Origin of the sequence: Isoptericola sp. NPDC019571, from assembly GCF_044389385.1 — a bacterium.
Lineage (GTDB): Bacteria > Actinomycetota > Actinomycetes > Actinomycetales > Cellulomonadaceae > Isoptericola > Isoptericola nanjingensis.
The window spans coordinates 488670-507828 of sequence record NZ_JBIRXZ010000002.1; the positions used below are offsets into that span (position 1 = coordinate 488670).

General features: G+C 75.2%; 18 protein-coding genes. 10 read left to right on the forward strand and 8 right to left on the reverse strand.

Annotated elements, in window-relative coordinates:
• Positions 1-374 precede the first annotated feature (374 nt).
• Positions 375-779, forward strand: a complete 405-nt coding sequence (locus tag ACH443_RS05565) for a pyridoxamine 5'-phosphate oxidase family protein (RefSeq protein WP_429762164.1) — start codon at positions 375-377, stop codon at positions 777-779.
• 71 nt (positions 780-850) lie between these two features.
• Here the strand turns inward: ACH443_RS05565 and ACH443_RS05570 are convergent, their stop codons facing one another.
• Positions 851-1087 (reverse strand): RNA-binding S4 domain-containing protein, encoded by a 237-nt coding sequence (locus ACH443_RS05570; protein ID WP_429762163.1) that lies wholly within the window; start codon positions 1085-1087, stop codon positions 851-853.
• A 58-nt stretch (positions 1088-1145) separates the two neighbouring features.
• On the opposite strand from ACH443_RS05570, the gene hisD reads away from it, so the two are divergent.
• Both hisD and ACH443_RS05580 read left to right on the forward strand, forming a co-directional pair.
• The gene (gene hisD / locus ACH443_RS05575) at positions 1146-2471 is read left to right on the forward strand and encodes a histidinol dehydrogenase (RefSeq protein ID WP_430589696.1); all 1326 of its coding nucleotides are present in this window, start codon (positions 1146-1148) and stop codon (positions 2469-2471) included.
• A 178-nt stretch (positions 2472-2649) separates the two neighbouring features.
• Complete coding sequence (locus ACH443_RS05580) at positions 2650-5979, forward strand: SNF2-related protein (protein ID WP_430589697.1); 3330 nt, start codon at positions 2650-2652, stop codon at positions 5977-5979.
• Positions 5980-6012: 33 nt separating this feature from the next.
• On the opposite strand, the gene ACH443_RS05585 is transcribed toward ACH443_RS05580, so the two are convergent.
• Positions 6013-8247: a RecQ family ATP-dependent DNA helicase gene (locus ACH443_RS05585; protein ID WP_430557222.1), complete on the reverse strand. Its 2235-nt coding sequence runs from the start codon at positions 8245-8247 to the stop codon at positions 6013-6015.
• A gap of 244 nt (positions 8248-8491) precedes the next feature.
• Positions 8492-8914 carry a hypothetical protein gene (locus tag ACH443_RS05590; protein WP_429762160.1) on the reverse strand — a complete coding sequence of 141 codons (423 nt, stop codon included), beginning with the start codon at positions 8912-8914 and terminating at the stop codon, positions 8492-8494.
• Between the two features lie 79 nt (positions 8915-8993).
• Between ACH443_RS05590 and ACH443_RS05595 the strand changes: the two genes are divergently transcribed.
• Positions 8994-9524 carry a ubiquinol-cytochrome c reductase iron-sulfur subunit gene (locus ACH443_RS05595; protein ID WP_430589698.1) on the forward strand — a complete coding sequence of 177 codons (531 nt, stop codon included), beginning with the start codon at positions 8994-8996 and terminating at the stop codon, positions 9522-9524.
• 75 nt (positions 9525-9599) lie between these two features.
• Here the strand turns inward: ACH443_RS05595 and adhP are convergent, their stop codons facing one another.
• Positions 9600-10631, reverse strand: a complete 1032-nt coding sequence (adhP, locus tag ACH443_RS05600; protein ID WP_429762158.1) for an alcohol dehydrogenase AdhP — start codon at positions 10629-10631, stop codon at positions 9600-9602.
• A gap of 281 nt (positions 10632-10912) precedes the next feature.
• Here adhP and ACH443_RS05605 point away from each other — a divergent pair, with 281 nt between their 5' ends.
• The 6 genes from ACH443_RS05605 (at position 10913) to ACH443_RS05630 (ending at position 15714) form a co-directional block, all read left to right on the forward strand.
• Entirely contained in the window at positions 10913-12139 is a 1227-nt protein-coding gene (locus tag ACH443_RS05605) for a histidinol-phosphate transaminase (RefSeq protein ID WP_430589699.1), read from the forward strand.
• The gene (gene hisB, locus ACH443_RS05610) at positions 12139-12741 is read left to right on the forward strand and encodes an imidazoleglycerol-phosphate dehydratase HisB (protein ID WP_430547395.1); all 603 of its coding nucleotides are present in this window, start codon (positions 12139-12141) and stop codon (positions 12739-12741) included. Before ACH443_RS05605 ends, hisB begins: the two co-directional genes overlap by 1 nt.
• Before the next feature lie 4 nt (positions 12742-12745).
• Entirely contained in the window at positions 12746-13291 is a 546-nt protein-coding gene (locus tag ACH443_RS05615) for a hypothetical protein (RefSeq protein WP_429762155.1), read from the forward strand.
• 9 nt (positions 13292-13300) lie between these two features.
• Positions 13301-14104, forward strand: coding sequence for an imidazole glycerol phosphate synthase subunit HisH (gene hisH, locus ACH443_RS05620; protein ID WP_429762154.1), 804 nt, complete (start codon positions 13301-13303; stop codon positions 14102-14104).
• A 90-nt stretch (positions 14105-14194) separates the two neighbouring features.
• Positions 14195-14926: a bifunctional 1-(5-phosphoribosyl)-5-((5-phosphoribosylamino)methylideneamino)imidazole-4-carboxamide isomerase/phosphoribosylanthranilate isomerase PriA gene (gene priA, locus ACH443_RS05625; protein ID WP_429762153.1), complete on the forward strand. Its 732-nt coding sequence runs from the start codon at positions 14195-14197 to the stop codon at positions 14924-14926.
• Positions 14923-15714, forward strand: a complete 792-nt coding sequence (locus ACH443_RS05630) for an SseB family protein (protein WP_429762152.1) — start codon at positions 14923-14925, stop codon at positions 15712-15714. The genes priA and ACH443_RS05630 overlap by 4 nt, the downstream gene beginning before the upstream one ends.
• A 10-nt stretch (positions 15715-15724) precedes the next feature.
• Here ACH443_RS05630 and ACH443_RS05635 read toward each other — a convergent pair whose 3' ends face one another.
• From ACH443_RS05635 to ACH443_RS05650, 4 genes are all read right to left on the reverse strand, one after another.
• Positions 15725-16534 carry a S1C family serine protease gene (locus ACH443_RS05635; RefSeq protein ID WP_430589700.1) on the reverse strand — a complete coding sequence of 270 codons (810 nt, stop codon included), beginning with the start codon at positions 16532-16534 and terminating at the stop codon, positions 15725-15727.
• A complete protein-coding gene (locus tag ACH443_RS05640; RefSeq protein ID WP_429762150.1) occupies positions 16531-17112 on the reverse strand; it encodes a hypothetical protein in 582 nt (193 codons plus the stop codon). The genes ACH443_RS05635 and ACH443_RS05640 overlap by 4 nt, the downstream gene beginning before the upstream one ends.
• Position 17113: 1 nt before the next feature.
• Positions 17114-17500, reverse strand: coding sequence for a DUF1844 domain-containing protein (locus tag ACH443_RS05645; protein WP_429762149.1), 387 nt, complete (start codon positions 17498-17500; stop codon positions 17114-17116).
• A gap of 120 nt (positions 17501-17620) precedes the next feature.
• Positions 17621-19138, reverse strand: coding sequence for a catalase (locus tag ACH443_RS05650; RefSeq protein WP_430589701.1), 1518 nt, complete (start codon positions 19136-19138; stop codon positions 17621-17623).
• Positions 19139-19159: the final 21 nt, after the last annotated feature.

A 19159-nucleotide genomic window follows, 5' to 3' on the forward strand; every position in this document is an offset into this window, starting at 1 on the left:
AACACGGTCAGGTCGAGCAGCTGCGCCTGCGCCATGATCACCTCGACGCCGCGGTAGCCCATGAATCCCACGACGGGCGCGACCTCGCCCCGGGGCCCTCGCAGAGGACGGCGAACGTCACGCCGCGATGGTGCAGCTGCGCGGCGTCCTGCACGCTCCAGATGCCGGCCGTGCAGCCCTCGCGCCGCCCCTCGACCGGCTGCCCGGAGTGCCGCACGTGCTCGTCCGCGACGGATGGTCGCGCCCGTCGACGACGTCGAGCAGCCGGACCGGCCCGTCGGGGCCGACGAGCAGGGCCGTCCGGTCGGTCGTGGGACCGCAGCACGCCTCCGGACTCATCGGTGGGCGGCCACGGGCGGCCGTAGGCTCGGGGCGTGTTCCGCCTCAACCCCGAGCAGCTCGTGTTCGTCACCGAGCGCCACCTCGCCACCCTCACCACCCTGCGCGCGGACGGCAGCCCGCACGTCGTGCCTGTCGCCTTCACCTGGGACGCCGACGCCGGGATCGCGCGCACCACGGCACGGCGCACGTCGACGAAGGTCGCCAACGCGCGCCGGGCGACGGCCGACGGGGGCCGGCCGCGGGCCGCGCTCTGCCAGGTCGACGGCGGGCGGTGGCTGACGCTCGAGGGGACGATCGAGGTGAGCGAGGACCCGGACGAGGTCGCGGACGCCGTCGTGCGGTACAGGAAGCGCTACCGGCCGCTCGAGCACGATCCCGAGCGCGTCGTCCTGCGCCTCACCCCCGACCGCGCGATGGCCTCCACCTACATGGCCTGATCGTCGTGGGCGCTCGTTCGGTGCTGTCGGCGCACGCCACGGCGCCGCACGAACGCCCACCACGGTCCGCATCAGGCGACGACGGCGGTCTCGTCCCCCTCGGGGAGCGCCACGGTGACGCGGTCGCCGCGGACGAGCTGGCGACCGCGCCGGGTCTCCGCCTCGCCGTTGACGCTGACCTCGCCGTCGGCGACCAGGTCGCGGGCGTGCGTGCCGGACTCGGCCAGCCCCGCGAGCTTGAGGAACTGGCCCAGGCGGATCATGTCGTCGCGGATCGGGACGTCCGTCGTTGCGTGCTCGGCGCTCATGCGTCCATTCTCCGGCACCGGCGCCCGGGCGGCGGTGCGCGCTGCCTAGACTGGCCGGGTGATCCGACGCATCGACCTCCGCGGGCAGGACCTGACCCGCACCGAGCTGCTCGGGGTGCTGCCGCGCCCCGAGGTCGGGGTGGACCAGGCGATCCAGGCCGTCACCCCGATCATCGCCGACGTCCGGGCCCGCGGCGCAGCCGCGCTCCGGGACCAGTCGGAGCGCCTCGACGGTGTGCGGCCGGAGCATCTGCGGGTCCCGGCGGCCGCGCTGGCCGACGCACTCCAGGGGCTCGACCCTCAGGTGCGGGCAGGCCTGGAGGAGGCGATCCGCCGCGTGCGCGCGGTGCACGCCGCTCAGGTGCCGACCGAGCACGCCACGCAGCTCGCGCCCGGCGCCGTCGTGCGCCAGCGGTGGGTCCCGGTGCAGCGCGTGGGCCTGTACGTGCCCGGCGGCCGCGCCGTCTACCCGTCGTCCGTGATCATGAACGTGGTCGCCGCGCAGGAGGCCGGGGTGCCCGGGCTCGCCGTCGCGTCGCCCCCGCAGAAGGACGCCGGCGGGCTGCCGCACCCGACGATCCTCGCGGCCTGCGCGCTGCTCGGCGTCGACGAGGTCTACGCGGTCGGCGGGGCGCAGGCGGTGGCGATGTTCGCGTACGGGGCCGCCGGCACCGAGCCGCAGGACGGCGACGTGCTGTGCGAGCCGGTGGACGTCGTGACGGGCCCGGGCAACGTGTACGTGACTGCGGCCAAGCGCCTGGTGCGCGGCGTCGTCGGCATCGACGCCGAGGCAGGGCCCACGGAGATCGCCGTGCTGGCCGACGCCACCGCCGACCCGGGGCACGTCGCCCTCGACCTCATCAGCCAGGCCGAGCACGACCCGATGGCCGCCTCAGTCCTGGTCACTCCGTCCGTGGAGCTCGCCGGTGCCGTGGAGGCCCGGCTGAGCGACCTGGTGGGGTCCACCAAGCACTCCGCGCGCGTCCTGCAGGCGCTCAGCGGGCCGCAGTCCGCCGTCGTGCTCGTCGACGACCTGGAGCAGGGCCTCGCGGTGGTGGACGCCTACGGCGCGGAGCACCTGGAGATCCAGACCGAGGGGGCCGCGGCGCTCGCCGAGCGCGTGCGTTCGGCGGGGGCGATCTTCGTCGGCCCGTGGTCGCCGGTCTCCCTCGGCGACTACATGGCGGGCAGCAACCACGTGCTCCCCACCGGCGGCTCCGCGCACTTCTCCAGCGGCCTCGGCGTGCACGCCTACCTCAAGTCCGTGCAGGTCGTGGAGTACACCCGCGACGCGCTCGAGGAGCTGGCCGACCGCATCGTCGCCGTCGCGAACGACGAGGACCTGCCCGCGCACGGCGAGGCCGTCCGCGGGCGTTTCCTCTGAGCTGCGGCACCTGAGCTGCGGCACCTGAGCTGCGGCACCTGAACATCGGCGCCTGACCGTCGGCGCCGGAGCAAGGCCGTCGCGTCGACGCCCTGCTCCCACGGCTCGGACGAATAGTGCCAAGCGCCACGTGGCTCACGCCGGCGGCCGCGTCGGAGGGCCGTGCGAGCATGGATGCATGCCCGCGCCGCCACCCCGCCTCGACCCGGTCGTGGTGGGCGACCTCGTCGGGAGCGCGGCGTTCCGGAGGGCCCAGGGCTACCAGCGCGCGGGCATGGTGCGCGCGTGGCACTGGGACCCTGACGCGCGGGAGCTCACGGCCCGCGTCGCGGGCAGCGGGAGCCAGCCCTACAGCTGCCGCGTGTCGTTCACCGTCGGGCCCGACGGGCGCTACGGCTACGAGGGATCGACCTGCAGCTGCCCGGTCCGCGAGGACTGCAAGCACGTCGCTGCCGTGCTGCTGCACGTCGGCGCTGACCCCGAGGCGGCCGACGCCGCGGGGGCCGACGCCGGTGACGACGACGTGCCCGTCGGCTGGCGCGGGCGCCTGGCCGGGGTGACCGGGGCCCGGGACCCCGGATCGCGCGAGCCCGCCGCCCGCGACGGCGGTGTCCTCCCGGTCGCGCTGCGGTTCCGGCTCGACGAGGCGTTCGGCGGCCTGCCCCCGGAGCTCTCGGTGCGGCCGGTCGTGCCCGGCCGCACCGGCTGGAAGGTCGCCCCCGAGGCGAGCTGGGAGGCGCTGGCCACCGGCCTGTACGCGTTCGCCGACGTGCGTGCGACGCCCGCCCCCGAGGTGCGACGCTGGTTCGCCGACCTGGGGTCCGCGCTCGGCGACGGAGGCGGGTTCGGTCGCGGCCGTCGTGCCTGGCGCCCCCTGGCCGCCGGCGGGCGCGGTCTGTGGGCGTTGCTGGCCGAGGCGGCCGACCTGGAGATCCCGCTCGTCGCGCACGGGTCGCGCGACGAGGTGCTCCTGGCGGACGCGGCGGAGCTTCGGCTGACGGTCGGGGCGGCGGACGGTGGGGTGCGCCTCGACCCGGTCGTGGCGTTCGACGGCGTCGACGCGGAGCCCGGGTCCCCGCTCGGCGCGGTGGGCGACACGGGCCTGTACGCGGTCGAGGCCTCCGACCGGCGGACCGTGCTTCGGCTCGGTCCCGCGCCCCGCCGGTTGTCCGACGCCGCGCGCGAGCTCGTCGTCGTCGGCCGGGTGGAGGTGCCGGGCGACGACGTGGGGGAGCTCTACGCCGAGCACCTCCCCGTGCTCCGCCGCGCCGTGCGCGTCGTGTCCGACGGGTCCGTCGCGCTGCCCGACCCGCCGCGTCCCGTGCTGGTCGCCGAGGTGGCCTTCGCGTCGCCGGAGCACGCGCTCCTGTCGTGGTGGTTCGAGTACCCGGCGCCCGGGCACCCGGCGCCGGGCGCGGGCTCGGCGCGTCGCGTCCCGCTGGACGGGGCGGCGTCGGACCCGGTGCGGGACCCGGACGCCGAGGCCGAGATCCGCGCCAAGGCCCAGGCGACCGTCCGAGGCGTGCCGGGCTTCGAGCGCTTCGACCTCGCCGGCCGGACGGAGGTGAAGGGCCTGGACGCCCTCGACCTCGCCCACGGCGTGCTCCCCGCGCTGGCGGCCGCGACGGACGTGCGCGTCGACGCGAGCGACGTGCCGCACTACCTGCACCTGGACGCCGCCCCCCGCGTCGTCGTCTCCGGGGCGCCCTCGGGGGACGCCGACTGGCTCGACCTCGGGGTCTCGGTGACCGTCGCGGGCAAGGAGATCCCGTTCGCCCGGCTGTTCACGGCCCTCGCGCGCGGCGACAAGCGGCTGCTGCTGGTCGACGGGTCGTGGATGCGCCTCGACAACCCGGTGCTGGGCCGCCTGCGCGACCTCATCACGGAGGCCACCGCGCTGAGCGACCGGCCGGGCAAGGCGCGGGTCAGCCGCTACGACGCCGACCTGTGGGGCGGGCTCGAGGACGTCGCCGACGTCGTCGAGGCCGCGGAGGCATGGCGGCGTTCGCTGGCCGGCCTGCGCGCGCTCGCGGCGGGGGAGCGCGTCGCTGAGGTGCTGGACGTCCCCGAGGGCGTGCGGGCCGAGCTGAGGCCGTACCAGCGGCAGGCGTTCGAGTGGCTGGCGTTCCTCTGGCGGCACGGGCTCGGGGGGATCCTGGCCGACGACATGGGACTCGGCAAGACGGTCGAGGCCCTCACGTTCCTGGCGCACGCGCGGACGACGGCACCGGACGCCCCGCCGTTCGTCGTCGTGGCGCCCGCGTCGGTGGTGGGGAACTGGGTGGACGAGGCGGCGCGCTTCACGCCCGGGCTGCGGGTGGTGGCGATGCCCGCCACATCGCGCACGCTCGGCACCGACCTGGCCGAGCTCGCCCGCGGGGCCGACGTGGTCGTCACGTCGTACGCCGTCTTCCGCCTCGAGTTCGACGCGTTCGACGCCCACGAGTGGGGTGGGCTGATCCTCGACGAGGCGCAGGTGGCGAAGAACCCCCGCACGCGGGCGCACGAGACCGCCCGGATGCTGCGGGCCCCGTTCAAGCTCGCGATCACGGGCACGCCGCTCGAGAACAACCTCATGGAGCTGTGGGCCGCTCTCGCGATCGTCGCGCCGGGCCTCTACCCGTCGATGCACCGCTTCAAGGCCGAGACGGCGCGGCTGGTCGACGCCGCTGCCGCCGACGACGACCCCCAGGTGGTGGCGGCCGGGAACCGCGCGCTCGCGCGGCTCAAGCGCCGGATCCGCCCGCTCGTGCTGCGCCGCACCAAGGATCAGGTCGCCCCCGAGCTGCCCGAGCGCACCGAGCGCGTGCTGCGCGTCCCCCTCACGCCCGACCACCGCAAGGTCTACGACACGCACCTGCAGCGCGAGCGGCAGCGGCTGCTCGGGCTGCTGGAGGACTTCGACGCGAACCGGGTGGCGATCTTCCGGTCGCTGACCACGCTGCGGCGCCTCGCGCTCGACGCCTCGTTGCTCGACGACGCCTACGCGGGCGTGGGCTCCGCCAAGCTCGACGTGGTGACCGACGAGCTGACCGAGATCGCGGCCGAGGGGCACCGGGCCCTCGTCTTCTCGCAGTTCACGTCGTTCCTGCGGCGCGTCGAGCAGCGCGTCACCGCGGCCGGCCTGCCCGTCGTCTACCTCGACGGCGCCACCCGCCGGCGGGCCGACGTCGTCCGCGCCTTCAAGGAGGGCGACGCGCCGGTGTTCCTCATCTCGCTCAAGGCGGGTGGGGTCGGGCTCAACCTCACCGAGGCCGACTACGTCTACCTGCTCGACCCCTGGTGGAACCCCGCCACGGAGGCGCAGGCCGTGGACCGGACGCACCGCATCGGCCAGACCCGCAACGTCGTCGTGACGCGCCTCGTCGCGCAGGACACGATCGAGGAGAAGGTCATGGCGCTCGCGCAGCGCAAGGCCGCGCTGTTCGACGCTGTGCTCGACGACGCTGCGGGCACCTTCGCCCGGGCGCTCGCGGCCGACGACGTCCGGGGCCTGCTCGACGGCTGAAGCGCACCCACGCTCCCGGGCGTCGTCGGCGTGTCAGCGCACCCCGAGCACGAACGGGTGCACCGCCGCGGCACCGGCCTGGCGCAGCAGCCGGGCGGCCACCGTGAGCGTCCAGCCTGACTCGGTCCAGTCGTCCACCAGCAGGACGGTGCGCCCGGGAAGGCCGCGCAGGGCGGCCTCGCCCAGCTCCAGCTGCAGGCGCCGCGCCACCCCCGCCAGCCGCATCGCCGAGTTCACGTCGTGCCGGTCGGGCTGCTCGGCGCCGGCGACCGGGCCGACGGCGCCGATGAGCGGCACGCCCAGGTAAGCGGCCAGCCCGGACGCCAGGTGGTACGTCAGCTGCGGGCGCGTCGTGGACCGCACCGCTACGACCCCCTCGATCGTCGTGCGGCGGCCGCCCTCCGCGGCGGGATCGGAGGTCTCGGTGCCGTCCGGGCGGATCGCGTCCCAGTCGTCGAGGACGCGAGCGGCGGCGTGCCGCAGCGGCACGGGCACCTCGCCGTCCGGGGCGCCGGCCGCGAACAGGTCCCGCAACGGACCGGACCACCCCAGGCCGTCGAGCCGGGCCACCGCACGACCGGGCTCGGCGCGCTCCTCGGGCGCGATCTTGCCCTTGAGGTCGAGGCCGAGGGCCGTCAGCCCGGACGGCCACATCGCGCGCGGCCCGACCTCCACGCCGGGTCGGTCCATGTCGGCCCGCGCGGCGGCGACGGCCTCCGCGTCGGGGACGGCGGGCAGGGTGACGCCGTCGCACCGGTCGCAGCGACCGCAGGCCCAGCCGTCCGGCAGCTCCGGGTCGTCGAGCTGGGCGCGCAGGTACGCCATCCGGCACCCGGAGGTGGCCACGTAGTCGACCATCGCCTGCTGCTCCGCCTGGCGGGTGGCCTCCACCCGCGCGTAGCGCTCGGCGTCGTACGCCCACGGGGTGCCCGTGGCGACCCAGCCGCCCTGCACGCGGCGCACGGCGCCGTCGACGTCGAGCACCTTGAGCATCGTCTCCAGCCGGGACCGCTTGAGGTCGACCTGCGTCTCCAGCGCGGCGGTGGACTGCGCGCCCTCGGAGTCCCCGAGGGCCCCGAGCGTGGCGCGGACCTGCGGCTCGGCGGGGAACGCCTGCGACCCGAACCAGTCCCAGATCGCGCGGTCCTCGTGCCCGGGGAGCAGCACGACGACGGCGTCGTCCACGCCACGGCCGGCGCGGCCCACCTGCTGGTAGTAGGCGATGGGGGAGGACGGGGCACCGAGGTGCACGACGAACGCGAGGTCGGGCTTGTCGAAGCCCATGCCGAGCGCGGACGTCGCCACCAGGGCCTTGACCCGGTTCTCCTTGAGGTCCTCCTCGAGCTGCTCCCGCTGGGTGGGGTCGGTCCGCCCGGTGTAGGCGGCGACGGCCAGGCCCGCGCCCCGGAGCTGCTCGGCCACCTGCTCGGCGGCGGACACGGTGAGGCAGTAGACGATGCCCGACCCCTCGACGTCCTGCAGCGCCTCGACGAGCCACGCCACGCGCGTGGGCTGGTCGGGGAGCTCGAGCACGGCGAGGTGCAGCGACTCGCGGTCCAGGCCGCCCCGCAGCACGAGCACGTCCTCGTCCGGGGCAGAGCCGCCGCCGGGCGCCGCGCCGTGCACGCCGAGCTGCTCGGCGACGTCGGCGGTGACGCGGGCGTTCGCCGTGGCCGTGGTCGCGAGGACGGGGATGCCGGGCGGCAGGTCGGCGAGCAGCGTGCGGATGCGGCGGTAGTCGGGCCGGAAGTCGTGGCCCCAGTCGGAGATGCAGTGCGCCTCGTCGATCACCACGAGGCCGGCGTCGGCCGCGAGGCGGGGGAGCACCTCGTCGCGGAACGCCGGGTTGTTGAGGCGCTCGGGCGAGCACAGCAGCACGTCCACCTCGCCGGCCGCGATGGCCGCGTGCACCTGGTCCCACTCGGTGACGTTCGACGAGTTGATCGTCACGGCGCGGATCCCGGCACGCGCCGCCGCCGCGATCTGGTCGCGCATGAGTGCCAGGAGCGGCGAGACGATGACGGTGGGCCCCGCTCCCCGGGACCGCAGCAGCGACGTGGCGACGAAGTACACGGCGGACTTGCCCCACCCGGTGCGCTGCACGACGAGCGCACGACGGCGGAACGCGACCAGGGCCTCGATCGCGCGCCACTGGTCCTCGCGCAACGCGGCGTCCTCCCGGCCGACGAGCGCGCGCAGCGCCTCCTCGGCCTGCTCGCGCAGCGTGCCGCCGCCCTCGCCCGCGCTGTCGAGCAGGCCGCGGAGCATCGCGAGCTTCGCCCGCTTGGCTGCGTCGGGCCCCGGGGCGTCCGTCGGGATCGCGGGAGACGGGGCCGAGGGCGGGGCGCCGTGCTCGTTCTCGGGCTCGCGCTCGGGCGCCTGGTCGTCAGGCGGCGGGACGTCCTCGTCCGTCGGGTCGAACACGAGGTCGGCGTACGGGTCGTCGGGGTGGCTCACGTCCTCGATCGTAGGGGGCGCCGCCGACGACGTCGGCCCGCCCTCCACAGGCCCGTCAGCGCACGTACTCCCGCAGGAGCGCCACGGCCGACGCCACCACCGCGACCACCTCGGCCGCCGCGGCGACGATCTCGGTGGTGCCCGCGAACGTCTCGTTGACGCCGTAGAAGCCGACCGTCGTCGACAGCACGAACGCCAGCAGGGTCAGGCCGCCGAAGCCGATCCCTCCGACCAGCGGCAGCCAGTGCCGCCAGACGACCAGCAGCGCGGCCAGCACGACCCCGGCCACGGCGTTGAGGAGGAAGAGAGGGCCGACGACGGCGATGGTGTCGTAGCCGTCGACGTACAGCACGACGTGGACGACGGCCGAGACCAGGACCGCGAGCGCGGCGGCCAGCCGCCAGCCGCGCGCCGCGGGCGGTCGGGCCGGGCTCTGGGACCGCGGCCGAGGTGGCACCGCGCCGTGGGACGTGTCCATGATGATGATGCTCCCACTCCTCGGTGGTGCCGTCAGCGGAAGCGTCCGGCGGGCCGGGGCCCGACCCACCGGAGGCGCCATGACGATCAGTCCGTCGACCCACCCGACCGTGCCGACCGTGCCGGACGTGCCCGACGTGCCCCAGGCGAAGGGTGCGCTCGACAGGGCGGCCTGCGACTGCGGCCCGACCCGGCGACAGCTGCTGCGCGGCACGGGCGCGGCCGCAGGCGCGATCGCCGGCGCCGGGGTGCTCGCCGCCTGCGCCGAGCAGAAGCCGACGCCGCAGGAGGCGGCGGCCTCTGCGAGCGCGGCGGGGGCGGGCACCGTCGTGGTCGCGCTCGCCGACGTCCCGGTGGGCGGCGCCGTCGCCGCGAAGGTCGAGGGCCAGGACGTGCTCGTGACCCAGCCGACCCAGGGCGAGGTGCATGCGTTCAGCGCGATCTGCACGCACGCGGGCTGCACGGTCGCGCCCGGCGAGGGCGAGCTGCTGTGCCCGTGCCATCAGTCGCGCTACGCGCTGACGGACGCCGCCGTCCTCGGCGGGCCGGCGCCCGAGCCGCTCCCGGCGATCCAGGTCGAGGTCTCGGGGGAGGACGTCGTGCTCGCGTGACGGGCGCACGCACGGTTGCTCACCGGCGGGGCCCGGCGGCACGTGCCGCCGGGCTTGCCGTCCGCCGCGGTGACGTCAGCTCCGCATGTCCATGACGACGCGGCCGTCGATGCGCCCCGCGATCATCTCGTCGAAGATCGCGTTGATGTCGCCGAGGGGGCGCACGGTGTAGGTCGGGTCGACCTTGCCGCGGGCGAAGAAGTCGAGCGCCTCCGCCATGTCCTTGCGCGTGCCGACGATCGAGCCCCGCACGGTGAGCCCGAACAGGACCGTGGTGAAGATGTCCAGCGGGAACTTCTCCGGCGGCAGGCCGACGAGCGAGACGGTGCCGCCGCGGCGCAGCGCGCCGACGGCCTGCGGGAACGCGTGGGCGTTGACGGCCGTCACGAGCGCGCCGTGCACGCCGCCGCCGGTCTTCTCCTGCAGCTCGGACGCGGCGTCGGGGGAGGTGGCAGCGTTCACGGTCACCTCGGCGCCGTGCCGGCGCGCCAGCTCGAGCTTGGCGTCGTCGACGTCGACCGCGGCGACGCGGCGGCCCATGGCGACCGCGTACTGCACGGCGATGTGGCCGAGGCCGCCGATGCCGGAGATCAGCACCCACTCGCCGGGCTTCGTGTCGGTGACCTTGAGGCCCTTGTAGACGGTGACGCCGGCGCACAGGATCGGCCCGACGGCGGACAGGTCCACGCCCTCGGGGACGATCGGCGCGTACCGCGCGTCGACGAGCATGTACTGGCCGAACGAGCCGTCGACGGAGTAGCCGCCGTTCTTCTGGTCCGGGCAGAGGGTCTCCCACCCGGTCTCGCAGTACTCGCACTCGCCGCAGGCGCTCCACAGCCAGGCGTTGCCGACCGTGTCGCCGACCTTGACGCGGGTCACCTGGTCCCCGACGGCGACGACGTGCCCGACGCCCTCGTGGCCCGGGACGAACGGCGGGGCCGGCTTGACCGGCCAGTCGCCGTGCGCGGCGTGCAGGTCGGTGTGGCACACGCCGGTGTAGTCGACCTTGACCAGGGCCTCGTGCGGCCCGGGCGTCGGGATCTCGCGGTCCTCGACGGACAGGGGCTCGGTGAACGAGTGGACGACCGCGGCCTGCATGGTGCTCATCTGCTTCTCCCTCTCACGGGCCGCTCGGCGCGGCCCACACGAACGAACTGCTGATACCTCGACGGTAGGCACGATGCGCCCGCGTCGCAGCCCTGAAGCCTTGTGAAGGCTGTCACAAGGCGCGGAACCAGGCCGTTCTCGACATGTGCAATCCTTCACAAAGTGGTCCTGGGGGCCAGGTCGGCAGGCGACCCACGCGGCCGGTCCGCCGGCGGCGCGGGCACGAGGTCGAGGGACGGACGCCGCCACCGGGGGCTCCCGCGGTTCCGTAGACTGGCTCGGTGACCACCCCCCTGTCCGCCGCCGCACCCGCGGGCGGCGTCGACGGCGCGCGGCTGCCGCTGCGTCCCGAGCTCGCGGCCGAGGTGCCCTACGGCGCCCCGCAGCTCGACGTGCCCGTGCGGCTGAACGTCAACGAGAACCCGTACGCCCCGTCGGAGGCGGTCGTCGCGACGATCGCCCGCCATGTCGCCGACGCGGCGCGCGGGCTCAACCGCTACCCCGACCGTGACTTCACGGCCCTGCGCGGCGACCTGGCGGATTACCTGGCGCTCGAGTCCGGGGTACGGGTCGCGCCCGACCAGGTCTGGGCCGCCAACGGCTCCAACGAGGTCATGCTGCACCTGCTGCAGGCGTTCGGCGGCCCGGGCCGCACCGCGCTGTCCTTCGCGCCGACCTACTCGATGTACCCGGAGTACGCGCGGGACACGCACACGCGGTGGGTCACCGGCCGCCGCGAGAGCGACTTCACGCTCGACGTCGACCACGCGGTCGCGACGATCGCGGAGGTCCGGCCCTCCGTGATCCTCCTCGCCAGCCCGAACAACCCGACCGGTACGGCGCTGCCGCTCGCGACGGTGGAGGCGGTCCTGGACGCCGCGGCGAAGGTCGAGGTGCCCGACGCCCCCGAGCGCGACGGCCGCCGCGCCGGCGCCGTCGTCGTGGTCGACGAGGCCTACGCGGAGTTCCGTCGCCCCGGCACGCCGTCGGCCCTCGAGTTGCTCGGTGCGCACCCGCACCTCGCGGTCTCGCGCACGATGTCGAAGGCCTTCGCCGCGGCGGGGCTGCGGCTCGGCTACCTGGCCGCGTCCACCGGGCTCGTGGACGCCCTGCGCGTCGTCCGGCTGCCCTACCACCTGTCGGCCGTCACGCAGGCGGCCGCGCGGGGCGCGCTGGCGCACCACGACGAGCTGCGGGCGCAGGTGCGCGACCTGCGCGACGAGCGCGACGCACTGGTGGCCTGGCTGCGTGCGCAGGAGGTCGACGGTCGCCCGCTGCAGGTGGCGGACTCCGACGCGAACTTCGTGCTGTTCGGCATGTTCGGCGACCGGCACGCCGTCTGGCAGGGCCTGCTGGACCGCGGGGTGCTCATCCGCGAGACCGGGCCCGAGGGCTGGCTGCGCGTCTCGGTCGGCACGCCCGACGAGAACGCCGCGTTCCGGTCGGCGTTCATCGAGGTCGTCAGCGAGACGGTCACCGGCGCCGCGGCGCCCGAGAAGGAGGACTGATGCAGCACCGCACGGCCCGCGTGGAGCGCACGACGAGCGAGTCGAGCGTCGTCGTCGAGCTGGACCTGGACGGCACGGGGCGCACGGAGATCTCGACCACCGTGCCGTTCTACGACCACATGCTCACCGCGCTCGGCAAGCACTCGCTGATCGACCTCACCGTGCGGGCGACCGGCGACACCCACATCGACGCGCACCACACCGTCGAGGACGTCGCCATCGTGCTCGGGGAGGCGCTGCGCGAGGCGCTCGGCGACAAGCGCGGCATCTCCCGCTACGGCGACGCGACCGTGCCCCTCGACGAGGCGCTCGCGCTCGCGGTCGTCGACGTCTCGGGACGCCCGTACCTCGTGCACTCGGGGGAGCCGGAGGGGCAGGAGTACCACCTCATCGGCGGACACTTCACCGGGTCGCTCACCCGGCACGTGCTCGAGTCGATCGCCCATCACGCCGGCATCTGCCTGCACGTGCGGGTCCTCGCGGGCCGCGACCCGCACCACATCGTCGAGGCCCAGTTCAAGGCGCTCGCCCGTGCGCTGCGCGCCGCCGTCGCCCCCGACCCGCGCGTCGAGGGCGTCCCGTCCACGAAGGGTGCGCTGTAGCCGCATGACCACCGATCCCGACCGGCACCCCGACCCGCAGCCGGACCTGCCGGACGACCTGCCCGAGGGCTTCGAGATCCCCGACGACCTGTCGGGCCTCGACGGCGCCTCCGCGGACCCCGAGCTGGCGGTCCTCATCACCCAGATCGCGGGCGCCGAGCCCCTGGCGGCCGCGTGCTCGCTCGCCGAGCTCGACGTCGACGCCGCGCCGACCCCGGTCGGCGCGCTCGCGATCCTGCGCGACACGAGCGACGGCGCGCCCGCCCGGGCCGCCGCCGCGATCTCGAAGCTCGTGGCGGGGGTGCCCCTCGTCCTCGTGACCCGCCAGGGCGAGCAGCTCACCTGCGTGCGCTACGCCGACGGCGAGGCCGAGGGCGAGCTTCCGCCGGGCCTCGTGCTGGGTGGCGCTCCGGAGGCCCTCGAGGACCTCGTCACCGGTCAGCTCACGGTCGCCGACCTGCCGGGCGTCGTGCCGTCGTCGAGCATCGGCCGCTTCAAGGCGATGCGGATGCTCACCGGCGCCGCGCGCAAGGCACGCAAGAAGCAGTAGGGGAGACGCATGCCGGACACGCCCACCGACACGCCCAGCACGCCCGACCGGGAGCGGATCGCCGCGGCCCAGGAGGCCGCGGGGATCACGCCGCTGCTGCCGCACGGCGGCGCGGCGGCCGACCTCAACCCCGCGCCGACGCCCGCCCGCGCGGACGGGCGTTCCCACGTCGTGGTGCTCGACTACGGCTTCGGCAACGTCCGCTCGGCCGTGCGAGCCCTCGAGCGGGTGGGGGCCCACGTCGAGCTCACCGCGGACCTGACGCGGGCCGCGGAGGCCGACGGGCTGGTGGTGCCGGGCGTCGGCGCGTTCGCCGCCTGCATGGCCGGGCTCCGCGCCGTCCGGGGCGACCAGGTGATCGACCGGCGCCTCGCCGGTGGGCGCCCCGTGCTGGGCATCTGCGTCGGCATGCAGGTCATGTTCGACGCCGGTGTGGAGCACGGGGAGCGGGCGGAGGGCCTGGGCGAGTGGCCCGGCGTCGTCGAGCGCCTCGACGCCCCGGTGGTGCCCCACATGGGCTGGTCGCCCGTGGAGACCCCCGAGGGCTCCCGCCTCTTCGCGGGGGTGGAGCACGAGCGGTTCTACTTCGTGCACTCGTACGCGGCGCAGCAGTTCACGCAGGGGCACGACGGCGACGCGGACCCGCGCTACACGCCACCGCTGGTCACCTGGGCGCGGCACGGCGCGCCTGGCTCCGAGGCCCGGTTCGTCGCCGCCGTCGAGAGCGGACCGCTCGCCGCCACGCAGTTCCACCCCGAGAAGTCCGGCGACGCCGGCGCGACCCTGCTCGAGAACTGGGTCCGCTCGCTCTGAGCGTCGTCGGCCCGATCACCGCCGCACCCGAACCCGCCGTCCAGAACCCGCCGTCCAGAACCCGCAGTCGTAGAACCTGGAGACACCCTGATGACCGACCGCCTCGTGCTGCTGCCCGCCGTCGACGTCGCCGACGGCCAGGCCGTCCGCCTCGTGCAGGGGGAGGCAGGCTCCGAGACGTCCTACGGCGACCCGCTGGCCGCCGCCCGCGACTGGCAGGCGGGCGGCGCCGAGTGGATCCACCTCGTGGACCTCGACGCGGCGTTCGGTCGTGGCTCGAACGCCGACCTGCTCGCGCAGGTCGTGGCCGAGCTCGACGTCCAGGTGGAGCTGTCGGGCGGCATCCGTGACGACGCCTCGCTCGAGCGCGCCCTCGCCACGGGCGCGCGCCGCGTCAACATCGGCACCGCCGCCCTCGAGGACCCGGAGTGGACGGCGCGGGTCATCGCCGAGCACGGCGACGCCGTCGCCGTCGGCCTCGACGTGCGCGGCACGACGCTCGCCGCCCGCGGCTGGACCCAGGAGGGCGGCGACCTGTGGGAGGTGCTCGCCCGCCTGGACGACGCCGGCTGCTCCCGGTACGTCGTCACGGACGTCACCAAGGACGGCACGCTGCGCGGCCCGAACGTCGACCTGCTGCGGGAGGTCGCCTCGCGCACCCCGGCGAAGGTGGTCGCGTCGGGCGGGATCTCGTCCCTCGCCGACCTGGAGGCCCTGCGCGCCCTGGTGCCGGACGGCGTCGAGGGGGCCGTGGTGGGCAAGGCCCTGTACGCCGGGGCGTTCACGCTGCCCGAGGCCCTCGACGTGGCGGGTCGGCCGTGACGGCCGAGGGTGGCCGTGCCCTGCCGGGGCACCTGAAATCGATCCAGCCGACGTCGCAGTTCGCGGGCGACGACGGCTCGGCCGACGCCGAGCTCGCCGCGCTGCTGAGCGCGCACGCCGCAGGCACCGGGTCGCTGGAGGACGTCGTGCGGCGCCTCGCCGTCACCCGGGTGCTCGTGCCCGTCCTCGCGGAGCTCGCCGTCGCCGACGTGGTCGAGCACGAGACGGCCGGCGGCACGCAGGAGCTGCACGTCGACAAGGAGGCCGCGGCCGGCGTGGTGGCCATCGAGGCGCCCGACGGTCGCCGGGCGCTCCCCGTCTTCACGTCGGTCGACGCGATGACGGCGTGGCGCGCCGACGCCCGCCCGGTCCCGGTCGAGGCCGCCCGTGCCGCCCTCTCGGCGGTGAGCGAGGACTGGTCGCTGCTGGTCGTGGACCCGGCCGGGCCGGCGACCGCCCTCGTGCCCCGGCCGGCGGTCTGGGCGCTCGCCCAGGGCGAGGAGTGGCGCCCGGCGCTCGTCCCCGCGGGCCCGGACGGCGCGCTCGAGGTGGAACCGGACGTCGCCGCGGCGGTCGCGGACGCCGCCGCGCCGGTGCAGCACGTGGTGCGCGCGCACGCCGAGCGCGGGCGCCGCGCCGAGGTCGCCGTCGTGCTCGCCCTCGACCCGGGCCTGGACCGGGCGGGGCTGGACCGCGTGCTCGCGCAGGTGAACGCCCGCCTCGGCGCCTCGACGGTGATCTCGGCCCGCGTGGACTCGCTCGAGCTGCGGGTGGGCGCGGCGCGCTGACCCGCGCCTCCTAGCGCGTCGGCGTCGCGGCGGGGCCGCCGTCGGAAGGCTGCCCGGACGGCTGGGCGCACGGCGGCAGCGCTCGGAACCCGTCGGCGTCGTCCAGCAGCCGCTCCAGGGTCGACAGCGGCACCAGCAGCGAGCGGCCGTCGGAGGTCTTCGCGTACACGACGCCGATCACCCGGCCCTGCTCGTCGAGCGCCGCCGACCCCGACGAGCCCGGCTCGACCGGGGCGTCGGTGAGCAGCACCTCGCCGAGGTTCTCGTGGAGCGGGTCGGTGGTCGGTCCGATGACCTCGCCGGCGGTGATCGTCAGCTCGCCTCCCTCGGGGTAGCCGACCACCGAGACGGCGTCACCGGGCCGCGGGTCGGCGTCCGCGAGCGTGGGATGGCTGGGCAGCGGATCCGTGGTGCGCACCAGGGCGAGATCGGCCAGCGCCGCGCTGCCCGCGGCGGAGACCTCGAGGTCGCGCCCGTCGTAGGTGCTGACCTCCAGCGACTCCGAGTCGGCCACGACGTGCCGGTTGGTGACGAGCGTGTGCTCGTCGACGGCGAACCCCGACCCGGTCGACAGCCCGTCGCAGCCCACGTTCCGGATGCGCACGGCCATGCGCTGCACGGCGTCGAAGCCGTCGGGGGACAGGCCCTCCGCGCCGTCGGGCGCGAGCGACGCGGGAGCCGACGGCGCGACGCGCGTGGGGACGACGTCGTCCGGCACCGCGGGCGGCAGCGAGGGAAGCACCCCGCAGCCGGCGAGCGTCGCGGCGAGGAGGAGGGCCGGCGCCGGGCGCAGGCCCCGCGAGCGGCCCGGTCGGGTCACGGCTCGAGCTCCTGCTCGAGCTGGTCGTTCGCCTTCGAGGCCTGCCGGCACAGGGTCTCGACGTCCGAGGCGAACCGGTCGAGGTCCTTCGCGTCGTAGGAGCCGCGGTCCTCGAGGTACGTGATGAGCTGCGACTGGGCGTCGACGCAGTCGCCGAGCGCCGTGGTCACGACGCCGGCCGCCTCGCTCACGCGCCGCTGGTAGTCGAGGTACTGCTGCGAGGCGACGTTCTCGTCGCCGAGCTGGGCCTTTTCGTTGGCGAGGTCGGTGATGCGAGCCGTCGCGGTGGCGAGCTGCTCGCGGGCCGCGACGAGCTCGGCGTCGGTGGCGTCGAGCTCGGCGTCGAGGGACGCCACCCGGTCGGCGTACCCCCGCGCCTCGTCCTCCCAGGCCGCGCTGTGCGCCTGCCAGCGCGCGGTGGTCACCCACAGGTACGCGCCGATGCCGAGCGCCCCGGCCAGCAGCACGGCCAGGACGACCACGGCCGTGCGGCGGCCGCGGCGACGGGCGGGTGCGCCGGCCTCCGGCGGGGGCGGCGGGCGGTCCGGGGGCGGCGGCCAGGCGGACGGGGCGGACATCTCAGACGACGGAGCCCGTGAACTTCTCGCCGGGGCCCTCGCCGGGCGCGTCCGGCACGACCGACGCCTCGCGGAACGCGAGCTGCAGGGACTTCAGCCCGTCGCGCAGCGAGCGCGCGTGCTGGTTGCCGATGTCGGGGGCGCTCGCGGTGACGAGCGCGGCCAGCGCGGTGATCAGCTTGCGGGCCTCGTCGAGGTCCAGGTGCCCCTGGGCGTCGGCGTCCTCCGCCAGCCCGCACTTCACGGCGGCGGCGCTCATGAGGTGCACGGCCGCGGCGGTGATGACCTCGACCGCGGCGACGTCGGCGATGTCACGGGTGGCGTCGTCGGCAGCGGAGGGGCTCGTGGTCGTGGTAGCGGGGGACGAGGCGTCGGGCGAGGTGCTCATGGGGTCCATCTTCGCATCGGGCGGGACCGCGACGGCCCCGCGGGGACGGCCGAGGCCGGGCCCCGCGGGGGGCCCGGCCTCGGTGTGCGGGCGACGGCGGAGGGCCCGTCGCCCGCCCTGTCAGATCCCGACGGGCTCGACGTCCGGGCCCGAGCCGGCGGCGGCCGGCGAGGGCACGTGACCCGCGGACACCTCGGCGCGGAGCTTGGCGCCGAGCTCGGCGTCCACGTTCGTCCAGTACTGAAAGAACCGCTCGCGGATCTCGTCGATCGTGATGGCGAGGCCCTGGCCCGTGAGGGTCTCGAGGAAGCGCGCCTTGGCACCGTCGTCGAAGACCTCGCGGTACAGCGTGCCCGCCTGGCCGAAGTCGTCGTCCTCGGCGTGCAGGGTCTGCGCGGCGCGCACGAGCTCGCCGTCCGACTCCCACGAGGACTCGACGCCGCGCGCCGGGTCGGCCACGGAGCCGCCCTGGGTGCCGAACGAGTTCGGCGTGTAGACGCGGTGCTCGGGGCCGTTGAACTGGTACTGCATGTTGCCCTGGTGCATGTAGTTCGCGACCGGGGCGGCGTGCGGCTGGTTCACCGGCAGCTGGTTGTAGTTGGTGCCGATGCGGTAGCGCTGCGCGTCCGGGTAGGAGAAGACGCGGGCCATGAGCATCTTGTCGGGCGAGATGCCGGTACCCGGCACCTGGTTGCCCGGCGAGAACGCTGCCTGCTCGATCTCCGCGAAGAAGTTCTTCGGGTTCCGGTTCAGCGTGAACGTGCCGACCTTGATCAGCGGGTAGTCCGCGTGCGGCCAGACCTTGGTCATGTCGAACGGGTTGAAGCGGTAGGTCTTGGCGTCCTCGTAGGGCATGACCTGCACCTTGACCTCCCACGAGGGGTGCTCGCCGCGCTCGATGGCCTCGTACAGGTCGCGGCGGTAGTAGTCCGCGTCCTCGCCGGCGATCCGCTCGGCGTCCTCGGACGACATGTGCTCCACGCCCTGCCGGGAGATGAAGTGGTACTGCACCCAGAAGCGCTCGCCCTCGGCGTTGACCCACTGGTACGTGTGCGAGCCGTAGCCGTTGAGGTGGCGCCACGACTTCGACAGGCCGCGGTCGCCCATGACGTAGGTGACCTGGTGGGCCGACTCGGGGGAGAGGGTCCAGAAGTCCCACTGCATGTCGGCGTCGCGCAGGCCGGAGGCGCCGAGGCGCTTCTGGGAGTGGATGAAGTCCGGGAACTTCATCGCGTCGCGCAGGAAGAAGACCGGGGTGTTGTTGCCGACGATGTCGAGGTTGCCCTCGGTCGTGTAGAAGCGCAGCGAGAAGCCGCGCACGTCGCGCCAGGTGTCGGGGGAGCCCTGCTCGCCCGCGACGGACGAGAAGCGCAGCAGCGTCTCGCTCTTCGCGCCCTTCTGGAAGACGGCCGCGCGGGTGTACTGCGAGACGTCCTCCGTGACGACGAGCTCGCCGAACGCGCCGCCGCCCTTGGCGTGCGGGTTGCGCTCCGGCACGCGCTCGCGGTTGAAGGAGGCGAGCTTCTCGACCAGGTAGCGGTCGTGGAGGACGGTGGGCCCGTCCGCACCCAGCGTGAGGGACTGCGCGTCGCTCGCGACCGGGGTGCCGGTCTGCGTCGTCGTGAACGGCGTCGTCATGTGATGACGTCCTTTCTCAGG